The sequence below is a fragment of the Cryobacterium sp. 10S3 genome (assembly GCF_034344045.1).
Classification (GTDB): Bacteria; Actinomycetota; Actinomycetes; order Actinomycetales; family Microbacteriaceae; genus Cryobacterium; species Cryobacterium glucosi.
Window position 1 is genome coordinate 2848738 of sequence record NZ_CP133773.1, and the last position, 22181, is coordinate 2870918.

At 61.9% G+C, this 22181-nt stretch carries 23 protein-coding genes; 11 read left to right on the top strand and 12 right to left on the bottom strand.

Features of this window, described 5'->3' with window-relative positions:
* The first annotated feature begins 160 nt into the window (after positions 1-160).
* From RHM57_RS13210 to RHM57_RS13235, 6 genes are all read left to right on the top strand, one after another.
* Positions 161-1360 carry an MFS transporter gene (locus tag RHM57_RS13210; RefSeq protein ID WP_322135203.1) on the top strand — a complete coding sequence of 400 codons (1200 nt, stop codon included), beginning with the start codon at positions 161-163 and terminating at the stop codon, positions 1358-1360.
* A 63-nt stretch (positions 1361-1423) separates the two neighbouring features.
* Positions 1424-2464, top strand: coding sequence for a zinc-binding dehydrogenase (locus RHM57_RS13215; RefSeq protein WP_134558825.1), 1041 nt, complete (start codon positions 1424-1426; stop codon positions 2462-2464).
* Positions 2465-2517: 53 nt separating this feature from the next.
* Positions 2518-2850: a carboxymuconolactone decarboxylase family protein gene (locus RHM57_RS13220; protein WP_322135202.1), complete on the top strand. Its 333-nt coding sequence runs from the start codon at positions 2518-2520 to the stop codon at positions 2848-2850.
* Positions 2851-2858: 8 nt separating this feature from the next.
* Positions 2859-3260 carry a cupin domain-containing protein gene (locus RHM57_RS13225; RefSeq protein ID WP_134445778.1) on the top strand — a complete coding sequence of 134 codons (402 nt, stop codon included), beginning with the start codon at positions 2859-2861 and terminating at the stop codon, positions 3258-3260.
* A gap of 371 nt (positions 3261-3631) precedes the next feature.
* Positions 3632-4516 (top strand): fructose bisphosphate aldolase, encoded by an 885-nt coding sequence (locus RHM57_RS13230; protein ID WP_369125150.1) that lies wholly within the window; start codon positions 3632-3634, stop codon positions 4514-4516.
* Positions 4517-4560: 44 nt separating this feature from the next.
* On the top strand, positions 4561-4962 hold the full coding sequence (locus tag RHM57_RS13235; protein WP_134445779.1) for a DUF6855 family protein: 402 nt from the start codon (positions 4561-4563) through the stop codon (positions 4960-4962).
* 80 nt (positions 4963-5042) lie between these two features.
* Here the strand turns inward: RHM57_RS13235 and RHM57_RS13240 are convergent, their stop codons facing one another.
* The 10 genes from RHM57_RS13240 to RHM57_RS13285 form a co-directional block, all read right to left on the bottom strand.
* A complete protein-coding gene (locus tag RHM57_RS13240) occupies positions 5043-5606 on the bottom strand; it encodes a GrpB family protein (protein WP_322135200.1) in 564 nt (187 codons plus the stop codon).
* Positions 5607-5641: 35 nt separating this feature from the next.
* On the bottom strand, positions 5642-6805 hold the full coding sequence (locus RHM57_RS13245; RefSeq protein WP_134445781.1) for a globin domain-containing protein: 1164 nt from the start codon (positions 6803-6805) through the stop codon (positions 5642-5644).
* Positions 6806-6971: 166 nt separating this feature from the next.
* Positions 6972-7445 carry a DUF1990 family protein gene (locus RHM57_RS13250; protein WP_134561588.1) on the bottom strand — a complete coding sequence of 158 codons (474 nt, stop codon included), beginning with the start codon at positions 7443-7445 and terminating at the stop codon, positions 6972-6974.
* Between the two features lie 73 nt (positions 7446-7518).
* Positions 7519-7839, bottom strand: coding sequence for a hypothetical protein (locus RHM57_RS13255; RefSeq protein ID WP_134558829.1), 321 nt, complete (start codon positions 7837-7839; stop codon positions 7519-7521).
* Between the two features lie 92 nt (positions 7840-7931).
* On the bottom strand, positions 7932-9053 hold the full coding sequence (locus RHM57_RS13260) for a nuclease-related domain-containing protein (RefSeq protein ID WP_322140960.1): 1122 nt from the start codon (positions 9051-9053) through the stop codon (positions 7932-7934).
* A 789-nt stretch (positions 9054-9842) separates the two neighbouring features.
* Positions 9843-10421, bottom strand: coding sequence for a uracil-DNA glycosylase family protein (locus RHM57_RS13265; RefSeq protein WP_322135198.1), 579 nt, complete (start codon positions 10419-10421; stop codon positions 9843-9845).
* 97 nt (positions 10422-10518) lie between these two features.
* Entirely contained in the window at positions 10519-10779 is a 261-nt protein-coding gene (locus RHM57_RS13270) for a hypothetical protein (protein WP_134450068.1), read from the bottom strand.
* A gap of 686 nt (positions 10780-11465) precedes the next feature.
* On the bottom strand, positions 11466-11807 hold the full coding sequence (locus tag RHM57_RS13275; protein WP_322135195.1) for a hypothetical protein: 342 nt from the start codon (positions 11805-11807) through the stop codon (positions 11466-11468).
* A 699-nt stretch (positions 11808-12506) separates the two neighbouring features.
* On the bottom strand, positions 12507-12737 hold the full coding sequence (locus RHM57_RS13280) for a hypothetical protein (protein ID WP_322135194.1): 231 nt from the start codon (positions 12735-12737) through the stop codon (positions 12507-12509).
* Between the two features lie 9 nt (positions 12738-12746).
* Positions 12747-13640, bottom strand: coding sequence for a hypothetical protein (locus RHM57_RS13285; RefSeq protein WP_322188298.1), 894 nt, complete (start codon positions 13638-13640; stop codon positions 12747-12749).
* A 1951-nt stretch (positions 13641-15591) separates the two neighbouring features.
* On the opposite strand from RHM57_RS13285, the gene RHM57_RS13290 reads away from it, so the two are divergent.
* On the top strand, positions 15592-16893 hold the full coding sequence (locus RHM57_RS13290; RefSeq protein WP_322135197.1) for an ISL3 family transposase: 1302 nt from the start codon (positions 15592-15594) through the stop codon (positions 16891-16893).
* A gap of 782 nt (positions 16894-17675) precedes the next feature.
* On the opposite strand, the gene RHM57_RS13295 is transcribed toward RHM57_RS13290, so the two are convergent.
* Both RHM57_RS13295 and RHM57_RS13300 read right to left on the bottom strand, forming a co-directional pair.
* Positions 17676-17975, bottom strand: coding sequence for a hypothetical protein (locus RHM57_RS13295; protein ID WP_322135192.1), 300 nt, complete (start codon positions 17973-17975; stop codon positions 17676-17678).
* Positions 17954-18175: a hypothetical protein gene (locus RHM57_RS13300; protein WP_322135191.1), complete on the bottom strand. Its 222-nt coding sequence runs from the start codon at positions 18173-18175 to the stop codon at positions 17954-17956. Before RHM57_RS13300 ends, RHM57_RS13295 begins: the two co-directional genes overlap by 22 nt.
* Positions 18176-18371: 196 nt before the next feature.
* Here RHM57_RS13300 and RHM57_RS13305 point away from each other — a divergent pair, with 196 nt between their 5' ends.
* From RHM57_RS13305 to RHM57_RS13320, 4 genes are all read left to right on the top strand, one after another.
* The gene (locus RHM57_RS13305) at positions 18372-18776 is read left to right on the top strand and encodes a cytidine deaminase (protein ID WP_322135190.1); all 405 of its coding nucleotides are present in this window, start codon (positions 18372-18374) and stop codon (positions 18774-18776) included.
* A gap of 300 nt (positions 18777-19076) precedes the next feature.
* A complete protein-coding gene (locus tag RHM57_RS13310) occupies positions 19077-19385 on the top strand; it encodes a hypothetical protein (protein WP_322135189.1) in 309 nt (102 codons plus the stop codon).
* Positions 19386-19991: 606 nt separating this feature from the next.
* Complete coding sequence (locus RHM57_RS13315) at positions 19992-20756, top strand: hypothetical protein (RefSeq protein WP_322188300.1); 765 nt, start codon at positions 19992-19994, stop codon at positions 20754-20756.
* 213 nt (positions 20757-20969) lie between these two features.
* Complete coding sequence (locus RHM57_RS13320; protein ID WP_322188302.1) at positions 20970-21920, top strand: alpha/beta hydrolase; 951 nt, start codon at positions 20970-20972, stop codon at positions 21918-21920.
* Positions 21921-22181 lie beyond the last annotated feature (261 nt).

Here is a 22181-nt window from a genome sequence, read left to right on the forward strand (position 1 = left end):
GGTGCCCTGCTGGTACACCCCTCGACAGAGACTCCCTCCCGGGGTGCACAGCGCGTTGACTGAGGCATATGCAACAACCGGCTGTTCACGGCGGGCCCGGTTTGGACCGTTGCGCACCCGTGGGCAGTAACGCATGCAACAGTCGGCGGTGAGGAGAATCTTGAACACGACCATCACGGTGCCACCACCGGCCGCTGTCGAGACGATGAAGCGTTTGCCTCTGGCAACCCTGGTTGCCTTGGCGGTCATCGGCTTCGTTCTCGTGGCGATGGAGACCATGCCGGCCGGCCTGCTTCCGGTCATCGCCGCCGGCATGGGGACCAGCGAAGGCACCGTCGGGCTGTTTGTGAGCGCATACGCCCTCGGCACGGTCATCATCACGATCCCGGCCATCACCCTGACCCGGGGAATGCGCCGAAAGCCCCTGCTCCTCGGAACGATCCTCGGTCTCATCCTCGCGAACAGCGTCACCGCACTCTCCAGCGACGTGGCTCTGTCCCTGCTGTCACGGTTCGCTGCGGGGGCATTCTCGGGAATCATCTGGGGGATGCTCGCGGCCTACGGTCGAAAGATCAGCCCGCCGTCCCGCGCAGGGCTGTCCCTGGCGATCGTCTCCGGCGGGGCACCGGTCGGATTCGCCCTCGGTACACCCCTCGGATCCTGGCTTGGAACGACATTCGACTGGAGGTGGGCATTTGGCGGCCTCACCGCAGTGGCCATCATCGCCGGTGCGCTCATCGCCGCGATCGCCCCCGACGTCCACGGACAGCCGGGAAGCTCACGACTGCCCTTGGTCCGGGTGTTCCGAATCCCCGGCATCGCCATCATTCTGTCCGTCATCTTCACCTGGATGTTGGCGCACAACACGATCTACACCTATCTCTCCCCGTACCTCAGGGCGACCAGCAGCAGCCTCACCGTCGACGTTCAGCTTTTCATCTTCGGAGTCGCCTCGATCGGCGGCATCGTCATCACCGGGGCGCTGCTGGACCGCTATCCGAGACCGCTGCTGCACGGCAGCGCGGCGCTGTTCATCATGGCCGGTGTTGTCCTCCTCATCGGGCACACCTCGACCGCGGCGATCGTCGTCGCGACTGTTCTGTGGGGAATCGCGTTCGGCGGGGTATCCGCCCAGGTCCAAGCCGCTCTCACCACAACGGGAGGCAACGACTCGGATATCGCCAACTCGTTCCTGCCGGTGGCGTTCAACCTCGCCATCTTCACCGCCGGCATTCTCGGCGCCGCCCTACTGACAGTCTTCGACGGCCTCGTCCTCACCGTCGTGATGATCGTGTTCGGCCTCACCGCGCTCCTGCTCACCGTCTACGGACGTCGCACCGCTTTCCCCGTCCGCCTCTAGCAACCATTTCCCACAATTTCTCAACCATTCGACCAATCGACAGCAACACATCTGGAGATAGCAATGAAAGCGATATACATGTTCGGTGCTGGCGACGTTCGTCTCGTCGACGCCCCCGACCCCGTCGTGCACGACACCACCGACGCCGTCGTCCGAATCGTTCGGGCCTGCGTGTGCGGTTCCGACCTGCACCCGTTCCACAGCATGCCGAGCACCCCGGGTGGGGTGTCCATGGGGCACGAATTCATCGGCGTCGTCGAGGAAGTCGGATCCGACGTCCGCACCCTCGCGCCCGGCGACCTTGTCATCTCTCCGTTCGCCTTCTCCGACGGAACGTGCGAATTCTGCCGCGAAGGCCTCTACACCTCCTGCATCCACGGCGGATTCTGGGACATGCCCGGCATAGGCGGCGCCCAGGCCGAAGGCATCCGGGTCCCCTTCGCCGATGGGACCCTCGTGAAAGTCCCCGGCATCGACGAGAAGTCCCCGCTGCTCACCTCGCTGCTGACCCTGTCCGACGTCTACGGCACCGGGTGGCACGCAGCCAGCCGCGCCGGTGTCACCGCCGGAGACACTGTCGCGGTCATCGGTGACGGAGCGGTCGGCCTGATGGCGGTCCTCTCAGCCAAGCAGCTCGGCGCCGAGCGCATCATCCTGATGGGGCGCCACCAGGCGCGCACCGACCTCGGGCGGGAATTCGGCGCAACCGACGTCGTCGCAGAACGCGGCGACGAAGGCATCAACAAGGTCCGCGAACTCACCGGCGGTCACGGCGTCCGGAAGGTGCTCGAAGCGGTCGGGCATCTGCCCGCCTACGAACAGGCCTACCGCATCGTCCGGCCCGGCGGAGTCATCAGCCGCGTCGGCGTTCCCCAGTATGAGGACGCACCGATCGGGTTCGGCAGCCTCTTCGGCGCCAATATCACCCTGACCGGCGGCCCGGCTCCTGTGCGGGCCTACATCGAACGGCTGATGCCGGCGATCCTCGACGGCACCGTCAACCCCGGAAGGGTCTTCGACCGTACCGTCACCCTCGACGCCGTCCCCGAGGCGTACCGTGCCATGGACGACCGCGAAGCCCTCAAGGTCATGATCGCCTTCTGAACGACACACTCCTGCCGCTCCCCGCACCATCGACCACCCCTGAAAGGAACACCATGACCAGCCAACGCACGCAGGTCGGAGGAGGCCGGAACCTGTTCGGCGACTTCGCTCCGAAACTCGCCGAACTCACCGACGACGTCCTCTTCGCCGACGTCTGGAACCGCCCCGAACTCTCCGCCCGCGACCGCAGCCTGATCACCGTGGCCGTACTCACGGCCGGCGGGAACACCGACCAGTTGACCTTCCACCTCGATCACGCCGTCAAGAACGGCGTAACCCAGATCGAACTCATCGAAGCCATCACGCACGTCACGCTCTACGCCGGCTGGCCCCGGGGCATGGCCGCAATGGGCGTCGCCAAGCAGTATTTCTCCAAGGACGAGTAAGGAACATCATGATCATCGAACCTGCAGTACCGACCACGCTCAACCCGGCCGCCCAGTTCGCCGGTGAAGTCTGGCTCGACCCGATCGCACTGCCCCACGAGGCCGACCAGCGCATGGTCGTCGTGACGGTGCGGTTCGCTCCAGGAGCCCGCACCGCCTGGCACTCCCACGAACTGGGCCAGTACGTCCGCGTCACGCAGGGCGTCGCCCGTTTCGGAGCGCGAGACGGCTCGATCATCGAGGTCCACCCCGGCCAGACGCTCTACACCCCGCCAGGCGAACAGCACTGGCACGCGGCAGCCCCCGGCGTCTTCATGGAGCACATCGCCATGGTTCAGTCGGGCGACGACCCGGCCAAAACCACCACCTGGCTTGAGCACATCACCGATGACGAGTACAACGGCAGCTAAAGGCCGTCTGCCGACAATTCCGTGCGCGAGTTCCTGACGCTGCGACGCCGGGCATTCGGGGAGCCGCAGCCGCCACGTGGGGTTCCGGTGCGACGGAAGTGGGTGCGGCCGGGTTCGTGAGTTCTGCACCAGACCGGCCGCCTTGGCGAAGCTGGTGCGGGCGCCGGTGGCATAGCCCAAGGCACCACGCAGGTAACGTCCCCGGGCACCAATCGAGTCAGTCCATCCGATGACGCTGGCTCAGCTTCGAGAATCACCCGGTGCCGGCACGAGGCCTGGGCCGACAGCCGGAAATCGGCGCGGTGAACCGCTCGGGCGACGATCACCGCTCGCTAAACTGGACTCGAGTCCACGACCTTTTTGGAGGGACTTTGAATACCGAACAAGCAGCAAGGATGAACACCGGAGTCGGCTTCGTCGCAGCACTTGACCAAAGCGGCGGCAGCACGAGTGGCGCTCTGAAGCTCTATGGCATCGACCCGGCCTCGTACGGCAGCGATGAGCAGATGTTCGACCTGATGCATCAGATGCGTGCCCGTGTAATGACGGCCGCAAGCTTCACCTCCGACCGCATCCTCGCGACGATCCTCTTCGAGCAGACCATGGACCGCACCATTGACGGCCAGTTGACGGGTGAGTACCTCACCGCCCGAGGTATCGTGCCAATCGTCAAGGTCGATCAGGGCCTGGCCGCTGAGGAGGACGGCGTCCAGTTGATGAGGCCCCTCACCAAGCTGGAACCCCTCCTCACCCGTGCCGTTGAACGCACGATGTTCGGCACGAAGATGCGTTCCGTGATCAAGTCAGCCAACCCCGCCGGAATCCAGGCGATCGTCGACCAACAGTTTGCCGTCGCCGCGCAGGTTCTTTCCCATGGCCTGGTGCCGATCTTGGAACCCGAAGTCGACATACATGCCCCTGACAAGGCCGAAGCCGAAAACCTGCTCAAAGCCGACGTGTTGGCGGCCCTCGACCGGCTCCCCACCGACCAGCCTGTGATCGTCAAGCTGTCGATCCCGACGGTACCCGACTTCTACACCGACCTGATCGAGCATCCGCTGGTATTGCGGGTGGTAGCACTCTCCGGTGGCTACAGCCAAAGTGAGGCCTGCCGATTGCTGGCCGAGAACCACGGTTTGAGCGCCAGTTTCAGCCGGGCGCTGCTCGAGGGCCTTACCGTCCAGCAATCGGACGCAGCCTTCAACGCAATGCTGGCCACCTCCATCGAGCGGATCTACACGGCGTCCACGACCTGACCCCCGGCATTCCCAAGCTGCGGGGTGCGTGATATACGTAGCTCATGACCACTGGAAGCAAAGACGAACCGTGGATTCTGTCCACCCCGCCGGGTACGAGCCAGTACACGATGTACCGCGACGAGTCGAGCACACCACCGAGCCTGGTCTGCCAGGTCGGATCAACAAAGCTCAGCTACGACGCCCGAGCCGTTGAGGACCTGCACACCTGGCTCACGGAGCATGGTGATTGGGTACCGCTGGGTGCCGCGGACGAGAAGAAAGTCCCGGCTGAGGGGAGTGTCGAGGCGTGGGGCCGGTCCGAGTCCAACCCGCTCGGCGGCTGGTACGGGCTCCGGAACGGATACCGCGGGCGATTCGGCATGTATCTTCCGCCGTTGCTCGAAGCGCTCGGACTCGCCGAACTCACCCACGACCCCCGCAACAACAGCATGCGCGCACGCTAGAAGTCCCTCCCTGCGGTCCCGTATGACAACGGGCCGTCGGATCCACAGGACGGCAGCTTCCCTGCGACATTCTGGTGAGGCTAGGTTCCGGACGCAAGTGCACGCGCAATGATCGCCGCGATGACGTCGGTCTTGGCTTCGGCGTATGCATTCATGTCGTCGAAACCCTCACCCAACAACGCGCTCTTGGTCGCTTCATATAGGGACCGGTCGTCAGCATCCGCACGAAGACGGTTGCGGAAGAGGAGGTACCTATCGATAGCCGAATCGCCTCTTTGCAGGATGTGGATGTGCACATCGCGTGCCGAGGTTCGCACCAGGCGATGGCCGGGCTCACGAACGCGCAACTCGTATCCCACGGATAAGAGAGGTCCGAGATAGTCCTCCTCCACCGTGATATCGCCGACCGTGACCAGGATGTCGATAATCGGCTTGGCCGCCAGCCCGGGTACCGAGGTCGATCCGATGTGTTCAACCTCGACTTCCGTCGTTCCGAGCGCCTTCCGCAGACGATTCTGGTGGGCAAGGAAGATAACGGGCCAGCTGTCGTCATAGGCAACGAGTTCCAGCTCGCGCTTCTCAGATCCGCCGACAAGCTCGACCGCTACAACGTCTGGTCGACGCGATACGAAGTCCTTGGTCATGCGATCATCCTCGCATCGGTTTTGCCCGGTAGCGCTCAGACGCCCGCGAGCCAGAGGTCGGGTCCGAAGATCTCGTAGTGGATGCGATTGGCAGGGACCCCTGCAGCCAGCGCCTGCGAGCGCAGGCTGCGCATAAACGGGAGCGGCCCGCACAGGTAGACCGAGGCGTTGTCGGGAATGGTCACATTCTCGAGAGACATGAAACCCTCGTGGTGACCGGCGCTCGGGATTTCCAGCCACAGCTCCAGCTCGGCGGCCTCGAGCAGGGCGATGTCCTCGCTCATCTGGTCGCGCAGCGCCCAGCGTTCCAGGTTGCTTTCGGCGTGCAGGACGAGCACTTCGCGCTTCGAGGCACCGTCCACCAGCGAGCGCAGGATGGACGCGCTTGGCGTGCAGCCGATACCAGCCGAGGCCAGGACGAGCGGGCCGTCGCCGCGGTCCAGGGTGATGTCCCCGCAGGGCACAGAGAGGATCAGCGTGTCGCCGACCTGCACGTCGCGGTGCAGGGCTGGGGAGACCTCGCCGTTCGCATCTAGCTTGGTGGTGAAGACGCGGGTCGTGGCCGTGCCGGCTGACAAGGAGTATTGCCGCACCTGATGGATGCCGTCGGGCATCCGCACGGTGACGCTCACGTACTGGCCGGGCAATGCGGGCGAGACCGGGGTGTCATCGGCCGGTTCGAGGGTGAACGTGACGGCGTCGGTACCGGCCGTTTCCTTCTTCACGACGACCCAGGGCGCGAGGGGCTTGTCGCTTGCGAGGCCGGAGTAAAGTCCGCTCTCCATCTTGATCAGGGCGTGGGCCATCAGCCAGTAGACCTCGGTCCAGGCACCGGCGATCTCCGTTGTGATGACGTCGCTGAGCTCGTCGGCGATGGCTTCGAAGAGGTATTTGTAGACAATGTCGTACTGCTCGGGCCGGATGTCGAGGGAGACGTGCTTGTGCGCGATGCGGGAGAGCATGGCCTCGGGAGTGGTCTCGGGATTCTGAACCAGGTGCGTCGCGAACACTGCGATGCTGCCGGCGAGTGCCTGCTGCTGGGAGCCGTTCTTCTGATTCGAGCGGCTGAACAGGCCGTCGAAGAGCTCGGGGTGGGCGGTGAGCATGCGGCCGTAGAAATTCCTGGCGATTTCGGGCATGCGCTCGCCTACGAGGGGCAACGTCGCTTCGATCAGGGGCAGAGACTGGGCAGAGAGCATGTTGACTCCAAACATTTAGGTATTTAAATCAAAACTATCATTTTAATTTCGTACACGCGGATTCTGCGACGTGCAGGACGTTCCGAGCGCAGTGAAGCGCCTCAAAGGACGACTCCGGCCAGAGAGGAAACCCGGCTCATGCTCAGAACCAGCCCGCGCCAGTAGCTCAGCGAAGTGACCGCAGGTAGCGTCTACGCGCGATCCGCTGGGCGATGAGCAATAGTGGGTAGAGGGCTCGCCAAGGCTGCTGTGGCGCAGGTCGCGTGAGCGAGCGCACGGTGAGACGCACCTCGTCGCCACGTCGGTGCACGATGAACGCCTCTTCACCACTGACCGGGTGCCCAGGCAGGGTTCGGTATGCAAAGCCGACCCGGTCGGACTCCTTGACGACCTCAACGACCTCCACGGGCTCGACAACGGTCACAGTGAGCACACGTGCGGTGACGATGACATGGTCCCCCTGTGACACCGGTCCGGTCGAGTCGACCGCAAACCCGCTCGCTGTTTTCACCCGCCACCGGAGGACGTCCCTGGTGGCGCGCTCCCAGATGGCGTCACCATGCCCCACGAGCGCCGACACTTCGGAGCGCCGGTACCCACGGTCGCTCGCCGGCCATTCACCACGTTCCGGACTGGTCATGCGTCACCTCGTTCGCTGCGTCGAGAGCATTCTCGACCGAAGCCGCGTAGGTCAGCTGCATTTGTCCGGGGCGTCATTGAAGAGAGCCACCCAGTCGCAGATCGCGCCAGCCGAAGCCGTCCGAATCGGGCAGCGCGTCGCGGATTTGTGCGTCGTTGAAGGGGAGATGGGGACGGAGATCATCGGGTAGCTCGGCAGCGGGCAGAGCAGCATCCGTGACGCCTTCGGCCAGCATCCGCGCTTGGGCTTTCGCCAGAAGCGGCACCGTCAGCGTGCGTCTCAGACCAGGATCCTCCAGACCGCTCAACCGCGTGCTGCCATAGACCCACGCCGCGTATGCCCAGTCGTCCAACCCTCCGACGAGGACGTCGTCCTTGGGCGAGCGGTTATGCATTCCGTTGGACTCCAGACTCAATAGACGCTCCGGGTAGGCGCAGCGTTACATCAATCCAGCCGTTGTGGCCGGGTGGCACTCATCGCGTTCATCTATTGCGTGAGCCGGCGGATTGCCCAGAGAACTGTGCCGACCAGAGCCGCACCGAGCGCGGCCACCACTCCAAGATTCAGGAGCGGCGCGAACGCCATGAGCAGCGACGGCAGCACGCAACCGGCCGGTGAAGTGCACGGCTGGTTCGCGATGCCTTGGAGCACCGACATCGCTGTGATGATGAGTCCGCAGGCGAGCCACAGCTTGACGAGGTCACCCAGTGTCACACGCTCTCGACGCTTACGTCGTGCCGGGGAGCGGGGCGGAGTCGCGCGACTGCGGGCGGGAGTGCGATTCAGAGCGCGGTTGGGAGCACCGGTCGTGGGTCGAGTGGTTGTTCGAGTCGCCGCGGTCTTGGCTTGGGAGGGGACCTGAGCGGCAACGCTGAGCGTCCCGACCTGAAGAACGAGTCGCTCGAATCGTGGCATCACCCGCAGGGTGTCGGCCGCGCGCGGGTCCACGTGCCAGGTTTCCGGCTCTTCGGCTGCGAACTCGATCAAGGCCAATTCGCTGTCGCTCAATTGCTGAGGCCGGGCCACGAGCCAGGAGACAAGGTTCTTCGCATCCACAACAGCGACCAGGCCCGCGGCGGGGGTGCGCTTGTCATTGATCGACCTCGCACCGAGAATGGCCAAGACGGAAATGACCGGCACGGGGAACCCGACTTTTGTCGTCAACCGTCGGCCCACATCCATCGCGTCACTCTGCGCCTGCTTCACATGGCGGGTGTTGACGTTGTTGACTCGAAGCACGAAGTCGCCCACCCAAATGGATGCGCCGGCGTGGTGTTTCGTGTTGATCGCGAACACTCCCCCTGGCCCGATGACGAGGTGATCCACATCCTTGGTGCCGGCACCGATCGGCACCGCATGCCGCACAAACCACTTCGGACCTAGCGCAGCAAGAAGCAAGCCGACCTCGATCTCGCCGAGAGCGCCCACGTACCAGGACCGGGCATCCGCGTGAAGCGTCACTCCGTCGGAGGACCGCAGGGAAGGATCGAGAGCCTCAGCGTCAGCCTGGACCTGCAGGCATTTCGCCGCCACCGAATAGCCAGCTCCGCGCGAGGACAGCGCCTGAATGCCCGCAAAGTCAACGCGCCCACCCACATCGTCAGACATTGGCACCCGTACCCCCGAGGCCTGACGCTACCCGCATGCGACGAGCAGCCGCTTGCCCCAATGCGGGGCCGAGCAGCCATGTTTACGCCAGGACCGTCTACCCTTCCGTCAGGATGCGATGCGGTTGACCGCAGACTCATCGCGTGATTGCATCGGGCCCGATCGTTCGTTCTTGGCCGTTCGCATCCAGGACGCGGACGTCCAGGGGCATGCGATTGCGGCGGCGTAGTCGTCCGGTCAGTACGCTATGAACGCCGCGGGTCACCAGGGCCACCTTCGTCAGGCTGCGAAACTCGGCAGCGTCCGACGGTTGCACCCTGTTGGCCCAGCAACCGGGCCACAGGGAAACCAAGGCCGCGAGTGGAACCCGTGACGACCGCCACGCGCCCGCGAAGGGCACCCTGCTGGGCATCCATGCCTCTCCTCACGCCGCAAGCCTCACGCCGCTACCGCAGGAGAAGTGCCGAGAGGGCATTAGTCCCACGTTTGACGCGACGGTTACTGACCCGGTCGCGTCCATGATGGCACGGTTGCGGTTCGCGCGTTCGGACCGACCCTGCTGCGGAGTCGATCGTGGAGATGGCTGGCGCAGCACGGAGTCCGTCGGCACGTCTTGATGAACCCAAGTCGACCTGACCCGCTACCTCAGCATCAGCGGTTTCCTCGTCACCGAGCTGACTCGCCACCGATACACCCGGCAGATAGTCGGAATCTGGCACCAAGCCTGACGTTGATACTCCCGATGCAGACCCCGAACAGCGGGGACTCTGTCGATGACACGCTGGGCGCTTACTCGATCGCGTCAGCGACGGAGGTCCTCAGCGCGGGCACTAGGTCAGTCTCGAACCAGGGATTGCGCGCTTGCCACCGGAAGTTGAGCGGTGACGGGTGCACCACGGGAAACACATCGGGCAGGTACTCTCGGAACGCTCGGACAGTCTCGGTGAGGTTGCGCTTGCCACGGCCGACGAGATACTGGTCCTGCGCGTACTTGCCGACGAGCAATGTCAAACGAATCCCAGACAGCTGGCCGACGATGAGCGGATGCCACCGCGGTGCAAAGTCTTTTCGTGGCGGCAAGTCGCCGCTGGTTCCTTTGCCCGGGTAGTAGAAGTCCATCGGGAGGATCGCGAACAGCGCGGGATCTCGGAATTGATCCTCCGTCACACCCAGCCACAGCATCAGCTTCGCGCCGCTCGCGTCGTCCCAGGGGATTCCGGAGGCTTCCGCCTTCTGTCCGGGCGCCTGACCGATGATCACAATCCGAGCGGCAGGGTCCGCGACGAACAGGGCCCCCACGCCTCGCTTCGCCCAGGCAGCGTTCGAGGGATCGGTGTCAATGGCCTGCCGGATCTCGTCGAGGGTCACGTGTCCCTCCTGAGCCGACTCGCCAAGCTCGAGAACGGTTGCAGCATTCTGCAGACAGTAGCAGTTGTGAAAGTGCGGCGCCGAGATCGTGAAATCGTCAAATTTTGATGCGAATAGTTCCCCGGTAAGCGCCCTTGTCATCGTCGCCGGGCAAGGGGGCCGGCGCGGGCAAGATCGACTGGCGGTCCATCTCTACCTGCGCTTCGTAACGTGTCGGATTGAATGCCTCATCGGCGATTGTCATCGATCCGCCTCGACGCCTCTGATTCCAGGAGAAGTCGACCCACCCCTTGCGCTGCCCGACAATGGCTACAACAGTGATCACGGTGATGACACCTGCAACGATTATCCAGTTCACCCTTCAAATCTAGTTTGATTACATTCCGAGGTGGCGAGTCTCTTGGGGCCCCTTCCCGGAGCTGTTGCGGTCAGGCCAAGTCCTTGAAGCTGTCCTCGCCGGGGCGCCAGACCGTCCACGCTTCGTCGTGGAATCCCCTGAGCTCGGCGATCTCAACGTAGACGTCTTCTTTCTCAGGGTGGATCACGATCGCGCCCGTGTCGAGGTCAATGCGGATACCTGCCCCGGAGGATTCGCGACGTCAACGTGCCAGGGGTCAATCAGCGTAGAGAATCTGCGTAGCCACGGTCCTGCTGCGGCAGATGCGAACGGCTTCTAGAAGAAGTCGAAAACGAAGCGGCCAAGCGCCCGCAGAGATCGGCCAAGACTGCGCACCCACCCGATACCGCGACGTCTCGATTCTGCCCAAGTGGCGCCGGCCACCATCACTGCGGCAACCAATGCGACGAGCAGCGCGACCTCGACAATCGGGCCGGGCAGACGGACTACACCATCAAGGGCGATGACGATTCCGGCTGCGAAAAGAACTACAAGCCCGAGGACGGTCGTCCACAACGGCCAACGGGACCTTGGTCGGTGTTCCTCGGGCGGCAGCACAGGCCAGACGCTAGCACGCGAACTCCCATTCCATGCAAGCATGACACTCATGCGTGACGCCGACTGCCCGGCATCTAGAGCGGCGTACGTCACGCGTTTGAAGGAGGGCTGCCAATTCCGAGCTCCCACGGGCCCGCACCCGACCAGAACAAGTTGAATGAGCACGACTGCCCCAGCGTCGAGCCCTGCTTCGCCTTGCCCACCAAATCAACTGTCATCAGCTTCGGGGAGATATCGGAGTCACTGCTCATTTCTCGTCCAACCGGAGAGATCTTGGAACACTGTTCGAAAACGACACCCGCACTCTCGGCAGTGTATGCCGACGGTGCAGACGCGAAGAGATCCTCGAGCGCCTGCTGGTCCCCGGCGTCAATGGCCGCGATCACCTGCTGACGAAGCTCTCTTGCCGATCCGTCAGGGGGCAAGGACATCGTGGGCTCATCGAATGCGGTGCACCCGGAAAGCACCAATCCTGCGAACGTTACAACGAAGCACAGGAGCAAACGCTGGGGGTGACCGCGATCCATTCTGGACGATATCGGCATTAGATTTCGCGAACTGACCGGGCGTCGTCGATTCCGTGGTCAAGCGTCCTGCCGGCTGCCAACTCGTTGACTTTGTTATTCGAACTCATCTCGACACGCGGCCACGCAACACGCCCAGAATTCAGTACGGCCGAGTTAGAGAGGGATCGTTGCATCGCGCTCTTCGTCTTCCCCATGGGTTTGATCATTGCAGCCCCCGCGGGCATTGCCCAGAAGTGCGCAGACTCACTGCGGTGCAAGGCTGTCGACCCGGCCCAAACCATTTCCTTTTGGGTACACACGTAGGTACACGCATCGACCTGGACAGAAACGGCGGATACCAACGGTCCAAGTCACCGGAAACGCCGATAAGGCCCGGTTCGGCGTGAAAAAGTGTGCCCCTGGAGGGATTCGAACCCCCAACCGTTTCCTTAGGACACAACCGAAAATGCTATCTTTTTCGCCAAGATTACAGTTTTGATCAGGGATAATAAGTAGCGATGTGGTCCTGGTGTACACAGCGGTGTACACATACAGACTGATCGACAACGCACGCCTCGCGCGCAGCAGTAGCCCCGACGGTCCAAGCACATACGACAAAGCCGATTAGTGCTCTTCCTTCGTTCTCGCCGCGATGGTGAAGACAACGGCGAGGTAGGCAATCACAGCCACGGGGACCACCGTCGAGACGATCGGCATCAGAGCCGGGCTGGGTGCGATCCAGTAGAGAACAAGTGCGACTACGGATAGGACCCCGATGACGATGCCAATTGCCGCGTACACGGGTGTCCTGATGACTCGCCGCGCTTGGCGTCCCAGTGTTTCACTGTCTTTCACTATTGCCTCCTATGCATAGCAGTTGATGATCACGGGATGGGCGGAGCCACCAATGGCTAGCATCCGGAATCCCACGCACTGTCCCGTGTTCTTGGCCTGTACTGCGGCGACCCAGAAAGCAGCGCTATACACACCGCATGCGAAGCCGATAATGGGGTTGAGAAGGGCGGCGCCACCGCACAGCACGGCGCCCGCCCCGACGGCGGTCTCACTGGCCGTTTGCGTTTCGGTCTTAGTGAATTCAAGCGTGCACCAAACGAAGTCACACTGCACTCTCGGATCAGCGACGACAGGAAAAGCCGTGGAACTGGATGGCGCGACAGATTGGATGAGCGTGTTTCCATCGATCGTGTACGACGTTTCGACGGGGCTGCCTTGAGCGTCCTTCGCCCATGCCGAGCCGATCACGTTCACAGCAATTCCGTTTTGATCCGAAACCAGAATCCGGCCGTCGATTTCGGAGAGTACTGCTGGCTTGTCGTTCGCAGTGATCTGGAATCGGTAGTCCGTTGGGGCGTTCTTGTTGTGGAGGACGATGTAGCCAGCATTGGCTTGTGCTCCTCCTGACTGACTCGTAAGGGCATACGAAGAATCAGGCCCAGCGAGAATTGTTACCTTCGAGTCCGCGGATAGTGCACCTGACAAGGTCGAAACCGGGGCGATTTCAACCGTGCCCGTCTTCGATCGCACCTGGAGACGCTCGGCAGTCAGAACGGTTGTACCGGGGTCCGCTACCGTGGCACGCGCAGCACCCGAGCCGAGGGTATTTGACAGTAGTCCGAGACTATTCAGGGCGTCGGTCACGGTATCTGAGTTCGGGGCCGCTGACGCGGGTGCCGCCGAGATCCCCCCGACAATGACTGCGCCGATAACAGCGCTGGCGAGAATGTTCTTGAATTTCATCTCTGGTTCCCCCATCTACATGTGTCCACGCCTACCTGACGCGAGCACGCGTCACCCCAAAACGTGAATCACTTCTGTTCAATGGAACCGCACAACCGCCGCGCCAGCAAGTCGGCGGATATGCCGACTTGAATGTCTAAGCGCCACCCGATATGGTCACGATCAGGAATTTCAGAATGTCTGCCCCGACTACTGAAGGAGCCAACGGCGGACTACCAACGGTGGCACAATGCACATCAACCAGCGTCCCAACCCTTGGGAGCGCGTGCATCAGGCTTCCAAACCCGAGCTGAGGCATCAGATGACGGCGCTAGCGGATTTCATCGAGGCTGACATCGATCACCGCGCCGAAGACGCCCGAGCCCTTCAACGATGGGTCAGCGCTACAGGCCCGCGGCGAATCCACTCGTTGGCCAAGCGAACGTGTCAAAAGGCACCCTGAGAGGGTATCCGCGATTTCACACCGACATTAGTTGAAACCATCGCCGTCACCGCGCATATCGCTGGAAGGCCGGCAGTTCAGCGCAGTGAACGCAGGTAGCGTTTGCGCACGATCCGTTGTGCAATAAGCATCAACGGGCAGAGGACTCGCCAGGGCTACGTGGCGCGGGGCTTTTTGGTATACACAGCGGTGTACACATGGGCAGCAGAAGAAATGGCGGATATCGGCTACAGAACTGACCGAAAATGCCGATTAGGCGTGTTCTGGTGAGGAATAGTGTGCCCCTGGAGGGATTCGAACCCCCAACCGTTTCCTTAGGACACAACCGAAAGTAGCTTGACTTTCGACAGAAATAGTCATTTGATCAGGATATAAGAATCCCGAATTCGTCCAGGTGCACACAGAAGTACACACATAGCGGTTACTCGATCAAAGACTGCGGTCACATCTGTCCGCTTGAGTGGATGGCCGGACAATCCGGTGGATGCCCCATGACAACCCCACTGACCGCAGCAACCACTCCAAGATTTAGGAGCGGCTCGACCTGCCCGAGGATCGGCGTCGGCTTGGTCCGCTGACCGCTGACCGCTGACCGCTGACCGCTGACCGCTGATGGTGACCAAGCTATGGGGTATGTCAAGTCAACCAACCGCCGTCAGTCCCGGCCGAATATGGATTCCATCGTGTCGCAACTTGAGGCGAGCGTCATAGCATACTGCGGAAGGGCACTTAGATCGTCTCGACAGCGAACCCGAACCACTGCAGCGCAGCACACGCAATCCCAAAGACCCCGGCTGATGCGTCGGATGCCGGTGATATCGAGTTCCGATACACCCCGATAGTCATCGGCGACACGAGCATCTCCGAGTCGATCGTGTAGATCTGATCATAAACAGCCACCTGCAACCCGGTTCGACCGAGCAACTCCAGAGATGAACCTGAATCGTCTCGGACAGAAGTGGGTGACATCTTTCGAAACGCCATGGCCATGCTCCTATATCCGAAGAGTGAATTGGCCGCAGCTCTTCTTCAAGCGCGTGGTCATGCCCCGGCTAGGTCTGGTGAACAAGCTGCTCTCTCAGATCGCAGCTGTAGTTCATCGGAATTCTGACGGCGACCGTCTTCAAGCGAGGCGCCGGGGTAGAGACTACCCAATGCCTTGACAGAACTACGAATGAGACCGATCGTCGACTACGGCAAGCATCATCCCCTCGGGGGGTTGGTCGATATCGTATGTTGACCGCTCTTCAAGCCGTTCGCTTCTGTTGGCGGTCATCCACGGCGGAGTCGTCTGAACGATCATAAGTTCCGGGTAGCGTTCGACAATCTCCTCACGTGATCGCGCCCACAAGTATCCCCAGAGTCCACCCGTGCCGTAGTCATACGCGACTAAATATGGCTCTCCTGACGTTACCGTGGGTGGTTTCCGAGCGCCTTAACGAGTGCACGCCGCTCTCCGTCTAGGTTTCTAACTGACAAAGGCAAGAAACACAGGGACGAGAAAACGGCGTGCAAAACTCAACACTATGGCGGACTCTGCTCGGAGTCGACAAAACCATCGTCGAAGCGGTCGATCTCGACGCGGATACGGGCATGCTGGTCGCGTCGGTGCGCCCAACGGCATCGATGCGGAACCGGTGCGGGGCCTGCCGGAAGCGCTGCCCGCGCTACGACGCCGGTGACGGGCGGCGCCGCTGGCGATCCCTGGACGCCGGCTCGGTGCAAATCCACTTAGAAGCTGCGGCGCCGCGGGTGAGCTGCCGGGTGCATGGCGTGACGGTCGCCGCCGTGCCGTGGGCCCGGCATCAGAGCGGGCACACTTTGTTCTTCGATGACCAGGTCGCGTGGCTGGCCACGCAAACATCCAAGTCCGCCATCACCGTGCTGATGCGCATCGCGTGGCGCACCGTGGGCGCGATCATCACCCGGGTTTGGGCAGATACGGAGAAGCAGTTCGACCAGTTCGCGGGCCTCACCCGGATCGGGATTGACGAGATCAGTTACAAGCGCGGCCACAAGTACTTGACCTGCGTCGTGGACCACGATTCTGGCCGTCTCGTCTGGGCGGCACCAGGCCAGGACAAGGCCACCCTCGAGACGTTTTTTGATGCGTTGGGGCCGGAGCGTTCGGCACTGATCACGCATGTTTCCGCGGACGGTGCGGCCTGGATCGCCAGTGTTGTCGCGGAACGAGCGCCGAACGCTGTTCGCTGCGCTGATCCGTTCCACGTCGTGAAATGGGCCACCGAGGCCCTCGATGAAGTCCGCCGGGGCGCGTGGAACGAGGCCCGCAAAGCCGCCCGGCACAACGATGCCCGACGCACTCGCGGCCGGCCCCCAGCCGACGCCCCGGCACGCCCAGACAGCGCCCGGGCGACGGGCATCAAGAACTGCCGATACGCGCTTTGGAAGAACCCGGAAAACCTGACCGAGAAGCAACAAACGAAGCTCGCCTGGATCGTGCAGACCGACCCCCGGCTGGCTCGGGCGTACTACCTGAAGGAAGGCCTCCGTGTGATCTTCAAACTGCCTCTCGAGGAAGCGACCGAAGCTCTCGACAAATGGGTTGGTTGGGCTCGCCGCTGCCGCATCCCGTCCTTCGTGAAACTGCAGAAGAGCATCGTGAAACACCGCACCGCGATCCTGGCCTCCATCGAGCACAGCCTCTCCAACGGCCGCGTCGAATCCATGAACACCAAGATCCGCCTCATGACCCGCATCGCGTTCGGCTTCAAATCACCCGAGGCCCTCATCGCCCTCGCAATGCTCAGCCTCGGCGGGCACAAACCCGTGCTTCCCGGCCGGGACTAACCCACGGAAGAGTCAGGAGAGCCCTAAATATCTAGATTTACGTTTCCCGCTCATCGCAGACCAGCCCTCCTCAATGAAACTCCAGGCACATCACCTGCAGCGACGACGGCAGCCTCTGAAACGACGCCCGATTCACCGTAGTGCGGATCGACCCGAATGATTATTGCGCTCGGCACGGCGAGGCTCCCGCACCTCGTCCCGACGGAGCAGCTCATTCGCGCTGTCAGTCGATCACCCCCCAGCCGACGTCTCGACCGTACCAAATCGTGAATCGCACGCCAGAGGCAAAAAGAGCGTTAACCTCAGGCGCCCAAGGCGTTATGCGCACTTTCACTGGCGGAACCCCCGGGTGCAACGCCTCGCCAGATTCTGATTCGATCGTGGCGCCCACTTGTGCTTCACCTCCACCTTCTTTGGCCAGAGGAAACTTGAGGACCAACGATCTCGTCCCCGATGGGAGAGATGAGACGATCCCACCGGCATCCGACGAAAACAGGGAGATCCGCGCTTGCGCACTCATCAAGCGCCTCCTTCTCCACCTCACCTGACCTCGCATGCGTCACATTACCGATCATCACCTCGATCCAAGGCCAAACGGATCAGAAGAACACCATTCCTATCGAGGCTGACTAAACCACACAACAAAAATCCAGAAACTCCGCACCGGCCCAGTCGAGCAGGGCTGACGTCGCGGCCGAAAGACCGGAAGCCGCCAACCTAGGCCGAGTTAGGCGCATACGCATTATCCATCTTTCGAGACGACGCGATCAGAGATCGTCGTGCTACTCGCTCAGTTGCAGAGCCAGCGCCTTGAGAACATCGGAAATCCAAAGAAGCGAATAGGGAATTGCATCACCGTCTTCAAGCATCGTGTTAGTCAGCCACTGCAATGACTCACTTACTTGACCGATTGTGAGGTCGTGAGGCGGCGACTCCACGTGATATATCTGATCGTCGGGGATCGACCAGAAATAGTCATTCGAGAGCTCAACCTCAGCGAATCCGGATTGCCGAAGAACTTCGAGTACGCGCGTGAAGACACGCTCAAGTTCGTCTAATTTTACGATGGTCGGCTTTGCCATTCTTCTCCAAGGAGTTGTCGGATTTGGCGGCTGAAAGTAGCAATCTCCTTTTCAAGATGCCTAATACGGCCTTCAATAGTACGCTGTCGAATTTCCGACGATCCAGCTTCGCGCTGGCCTGAACGGGTGCTGCCGAGGTGGACGGTGAGAACTAGCTCGGCTGCAACGAAACTGGCTGCACTGATGGTGATTTCCTTCATGCGGCTCCCCCGTGGGCCGTCCCAACGGCACGGCCTCAATTTATCCCAGCCACGGATATCCGGCACACGGCAGTCGCTGCAGGTGCTGTCCCTTCCAGCTTTGGATCGTTGGATAGTCGGCCACCACGCGCGTCCACGTCCCCCTATTCCATGCACGACGGACCGGGTGGGCGGGAGTCGAGGCCACACTGAGCAAGTGCTGGAAAACAAGGAACGTCGCCTCGTATCCATCGCCGAGGAAATCGTGCGATCCCTGCCACACGGTGACACGCACACGGTGGCCGCCGCCGCCATGGACAATCGGGGCAACGTACACACGGGTGTGAACGTCTTCCACTTCACCGGTGGCCCTTGTGCGGAGGTCGTCACGATCGCAGCCGCCGCGCAAGCACTGGCCGGCCCACTGGTCACGATCGTCGCAGTCGGTGACCGTGACCGCGGCGTCATCTCCCCCTGCGGACGTTGCCGACAAATCCTGCTGGACCTTCATCCCGACGTGGCCGTCATCGTTCCCCTCAAGGATGGCGAATTGGCAGCGCGAACCGTACGCGACCTGTTGCCCCTCAGCTACTCCCTACCCGAGGCCGCAGAGGCGGACTGACACACTGCCCTCATGGCCGGGGACATCCTGATACTCGAATTCAAAGATCCGCGGGTGCAGCAGCTCATGCAGGCGGGCTACTTAGTAGTCGGCTAATCGTGGGGCGCCCGCCTGTGTCTGAGAGACCCACCCGACCTCTCTGCATTCACTGGGGCAATCGTCGCGGCACGGGAACGAGCGTTCATCATCCAGGAGCTCGACGCCAGCTGGGCGCCAAAGGTCACGGCACTCGAGGCCCTGAACCAGGCCGACTACCCCGACACACCAGCGACAGCAGTGCCGGACCGGGACGAATCCGACATGCTCGAACTCTGGAAGTCCGGCCACCGATTCTTTGGTGCCAGCAAGGCCGGGCAGCTTGTAGCCGTCAGCCTCATCGGCGCGACCCTGGTGCGCGCGGAAACGGAATTCCCGTCCGACGACCCTTCCTTCAGACGGATAGGGCTCGCCGTTGCCGTCAACGCCGCGTCGATCAATGCACTGGCCGCCGACGGAATCAGGATCTTCGGCACAGGCGGCGCTCAGTCCAACGCCGGCAGCATCCGCATGAACGAACACCTCGGATACGTCATCGAAGAACGATGGCTGAGCCTCGCTCCGCCGCAGTAGTACGAAGAATCGGGGAGGCGCAAACCATTCCCTATTTGGTACACACATGGGTACACACATAGGCACGACGGGAAACGGTCAATATCGACCGTCTAGGTAACCAAAACGCCGATTAAGCCCGTTTCGACCCGAAAAAATGTGCCCCTGGAGGGATTCGAACCCCCAACCGTTTCCTTAGGACACAATCGAAAGCGACATTACTTTAGGCACAAAAATGCTTTTGATCGGGATATAAGAATCCCGAAATCTCCTAGGTACACACAGAAGTACACACATAGCCGTTGCGCGACGAAAACCTCCGGTTGAAACAGGGTCCTATCGCTTGAAGCGGGGACAAGCCGGAAAATCATTCCAATGACGACGACACACCTCTGGCCAGTGCCATGCCGGCGTGGCTGTCGCGAGACCGGTTTTGGACCTATTTGGTGGCAGTCTCGAGGTTGGCCATGACCTGTTCCGCTACGTGTGCGACGAGGGTGGTGTCGATCTTCCCGAGCCCGATCTGGCTGACCCGATGTGCCGGCCTTACCGAACCCGAACATTGATCTCACACTTCTCGAACAGGACGCGGGCAGTGTGGACCACGTCGGATTCTCTTCGACATCCGTGACCGAATTGGGAGTCCTTTCCGTGAATCGAACTATTACGCGATCCAGCATCCTTGGTGTCGTTGCCATCACCGCATTCGCTGCCCTTGGCAGCGCACCTGCATTTGCTGACGCGACACCCGCACCGGCGCCCACCTCCACGGCCGGTCCCACGAAAACGCCACGCACGCTCACCAACGTGCAGGAATCAGCCGCGACCGCGACCGCGAAACGAATCACCTCCTTGAACACCGCGATCACAAAAGTCACCGCCAACGCCGTCCTCACCACCTCCGACAAGACTGCTCTCCTAGAGAACCTCAATAACGACCTCGCCGGCATGAACACCCTTGCGACGAAAATCGCTGCTGACACCGACCTGGCACAGGCCAAAATCGACTACGCCACGATCTTCACTACCTACCGTGTCTACTCGGTCTCGCTTCCCCAAGCCGCGTATACAGCATTTGCAGACACTGTCATCTCAAAGACAGCTGCGAAGCTCACCGCCGAACAGACCCGGCTCTCGGGCCTGCTATCAGGAAAGGACTCCTCTAAGTCCACCGCGGCGTTGCAGGCCAGCCTGACAGACATGACTGCCCAGATCGGTAACGCCGGCAGCGCTGTGGCCGGACTGGCCGCCGGTTCACTCGCCGCCACACCCGACCAGTACGATGGTAACCACGACGTGATGAAACCCTTCAAGGCATCTGCGACCACCGCGCGCGCAGCACTCAAACAGGCACGGACCGACGCGAAGACCATCCGCTCCGCACTCAAATAGCACCGGCCCGGCAGCGCGCCGGCCACTTCTCTGCCGTCGCGCTGCCGGTTCACAATAACTTGCCCTTCCGCGTTCTACGGATGCAGCGCCCGCATCGGAAGCCCTGCATTCTCGTTCGGCCCCGACTCGATCGCCCTCCGACTGGAATCGACCAGCGGTCGATGCCTGGGCGTTCCGTAGTCAACTGATAGAACCGAGACACAACCTGTGAGAATGAATTCAGGGCGCAGCAAGACCCTCATCGCGGGTGTCACTCTCCTCGTCCTGGGAGCCGCAGGCGGGTTCCTTGTCGTCCACCCGGCTTCCGCTGCCAGTCAGACCTCTCAGTCCCCATCGGACACGCCCCGGCCGGCGTCGGCCCTCGCCATCACGGGCACTATTGAGACGGTGCATATTCCGGCGACCGCATCCAATTTCACCGCCAGGGATGCCGAGGTGTATCTTCCTCCGGCCGCCGTGGCCGTCGACGTTCCGGCATTCCCCTTCGTGCTGATGATGATGGGCCAACCCGGGAACCCGGACGCGTCCTACATCGCTTCAGTCCTCGACACGTTCGCCCTCACCCATGACGGTCAGGCGCCGATCGTTGTCGTTGCGGACCAACTCGGCGATCCGAGTGTCGATTCACTCTGCCTGGACACTCCGGCGCACGGGAATGTGCAGACCTACCTTGAGCAGGATGTCGTCAACTGGGCGCGCGCGAACCTGCACATTGAAACTGATCGCGTCGATTGGACAATTGCGGGGTTCTCAAACGGTGGCCAATGCGCCATTTCCCTTGCTACCAAGTTTCCGGACGTATGGGGAAACGTGATCAGCGCGTCCGGGACGACCTTCGCAGGCACGGAATCTGAGCCCACGGTTCTCGCCGACGTCTTCGGCGGAGACCAGGCCGCCTACGACGCGACAAAACCAGCGACCGTGATGTCGTCCACGCACTACCCCCATACCGAGGCCGTGTTCACCGTGGGGGCGGATGACTCCGTGATCGGTCCACCCCAGAAGGCCTTGAGTGCCGTGGCTTTGGATGCCGGCATGGTGACCAGCTACTACGAAGTTCCCGGCGAAGGCCACAGCGTCGGAGCGCTCCTCGGAGGACTCACGAAGGCGTTCGACGTTCTCGCCCCACGCCTCGGATTTCAGGAACCATCACCGCAGCCATAGTCCCGCACGCCGCTATCCGGCCAGCCCTGATCAGTGGACACCCGAGAGGCGGATCACATCACTCCGACCCGACGTTGCATCTCCGGCTCTGAGGGCACCTACCTATTGGGTCTTCCGACCGCTTCGAGAGTTCAAATTTCGCAAGCGTTGGTACCCTACTGGGGTTGGCACTAAGCACTAGTCCCAAATCCTCGGGTGGGCAACGCGACAGAACCTTCTCGGATCATGCCGCTGGCATCACTGGTCCTCACCAAGCCCCGT

Bases quoted from the DNA above. Each gene is read 5' to 3' on its own strand.
- RHM57_RS13220 (WP_322135202.1), top strand. From the start codon at position 2,518: ATGACCAGCCAACGCACGCAGGTCGGAGGAGGCCGGAACCTGTTCGGC.
- RHM57_RS13250 (WP_134561588.1), bottom strand. From the start codon at position 7,445: ATGACCAGTCCGGAACGTGGTGAATGGCCGGCGAGCGACCGTGGGTAC.
- RHM57_RS13245 (WP_134445781.1), bottom strand. From the start codon at position 6,805: ATGCTCTCTGCCCAGTCTCTGCCCCTGATCGAAGCGACGTTGCCCCTC.
- RHM57_RS13295 (WP_322135192.1), bottom strand. From the start codon at position 17,975: ATGGCAAAGCCGACCATCGTAAAATTAGACGAACTTGAGCGTGTCTTC.
- RHM57_RS13310 (WP_322135189.1), top strand. From the start codon at position 19,077: ATGCTCGAACTCTGGAAGTCCGGCCACCGATTCTTTGGTGCCAGCAAG.
- RHM57_RS13235 (WP_134445779.1), top strand. From the start codon at position 4,561: ATGACCACTGGAAGCAAAGACGAACCGTGGATTCTGTCCACCCCGCCG.
- RHM57_RS13285 (WP_322188298.1), bottom strand. From the start codon at position 13,640: ATGAAATTCAAGAACATTCTCGCCAGCGCTGTTATCGGCGCAGTCATT.
- RHM57_RS13240 (WP_322135200.1), bottom strand. From the start codon at position 5,606: ATGACCAAGGACTTCGTATCGCGTCGACCAGACGTTGTAGCGGTCGAG.
- RHM57_RS13225 (WP_134445778.1), top strand. From the start codon at position 2,859: ATGATCATCGAACCTGCAGTACCGACCACGCTCAACCCGGCCGCCCAG.
- RHM57_RS13215 (WP_134558825.1), top strand. From the start codon at position 1,424: ATGAAAGCGATATACATGTTCGGTGCTGGCGACGTTCGTCTCGTCGAC.
- RHM57_RS13260 (WP_322140960.1), bottom strand. From the start codon at position 9,053: ATGTCTGACGATGTGGGTGGGCGCGTTGACTTTGCGGGCATTCAGGCG.
- RHM57_RS13255 (WP_134558829.1), bottom strand. From the start codon at position 7,839: ATGCATAACCGCTCGCCCAAGGACGACGTCCTCGTCGGAGGGTTGGAC.
- RHM57_RS13275 (WP_322135195.1), bottom strand. From the start codon at position 11,807: ATGTCCTTGCCCCCTGACGGATCGGCAAGAGAGCTTCGTCAGCAGGTG.
- RHM57_RS13320 (WP_322188302.1), top strand. From the start codon at position 20,970: ATGAATTCAGGGCGCAGCAAGACCCTCATCGCGGGTGTCACTCTCCTC.
- RHM57_RS13300 (WP_322135191.1), bottom strand. From the start codon at position 18,175: ATGAAGGAAATCACCATCAGTGCAGCCAGTTTCGTTGCAGCCGAGCTA.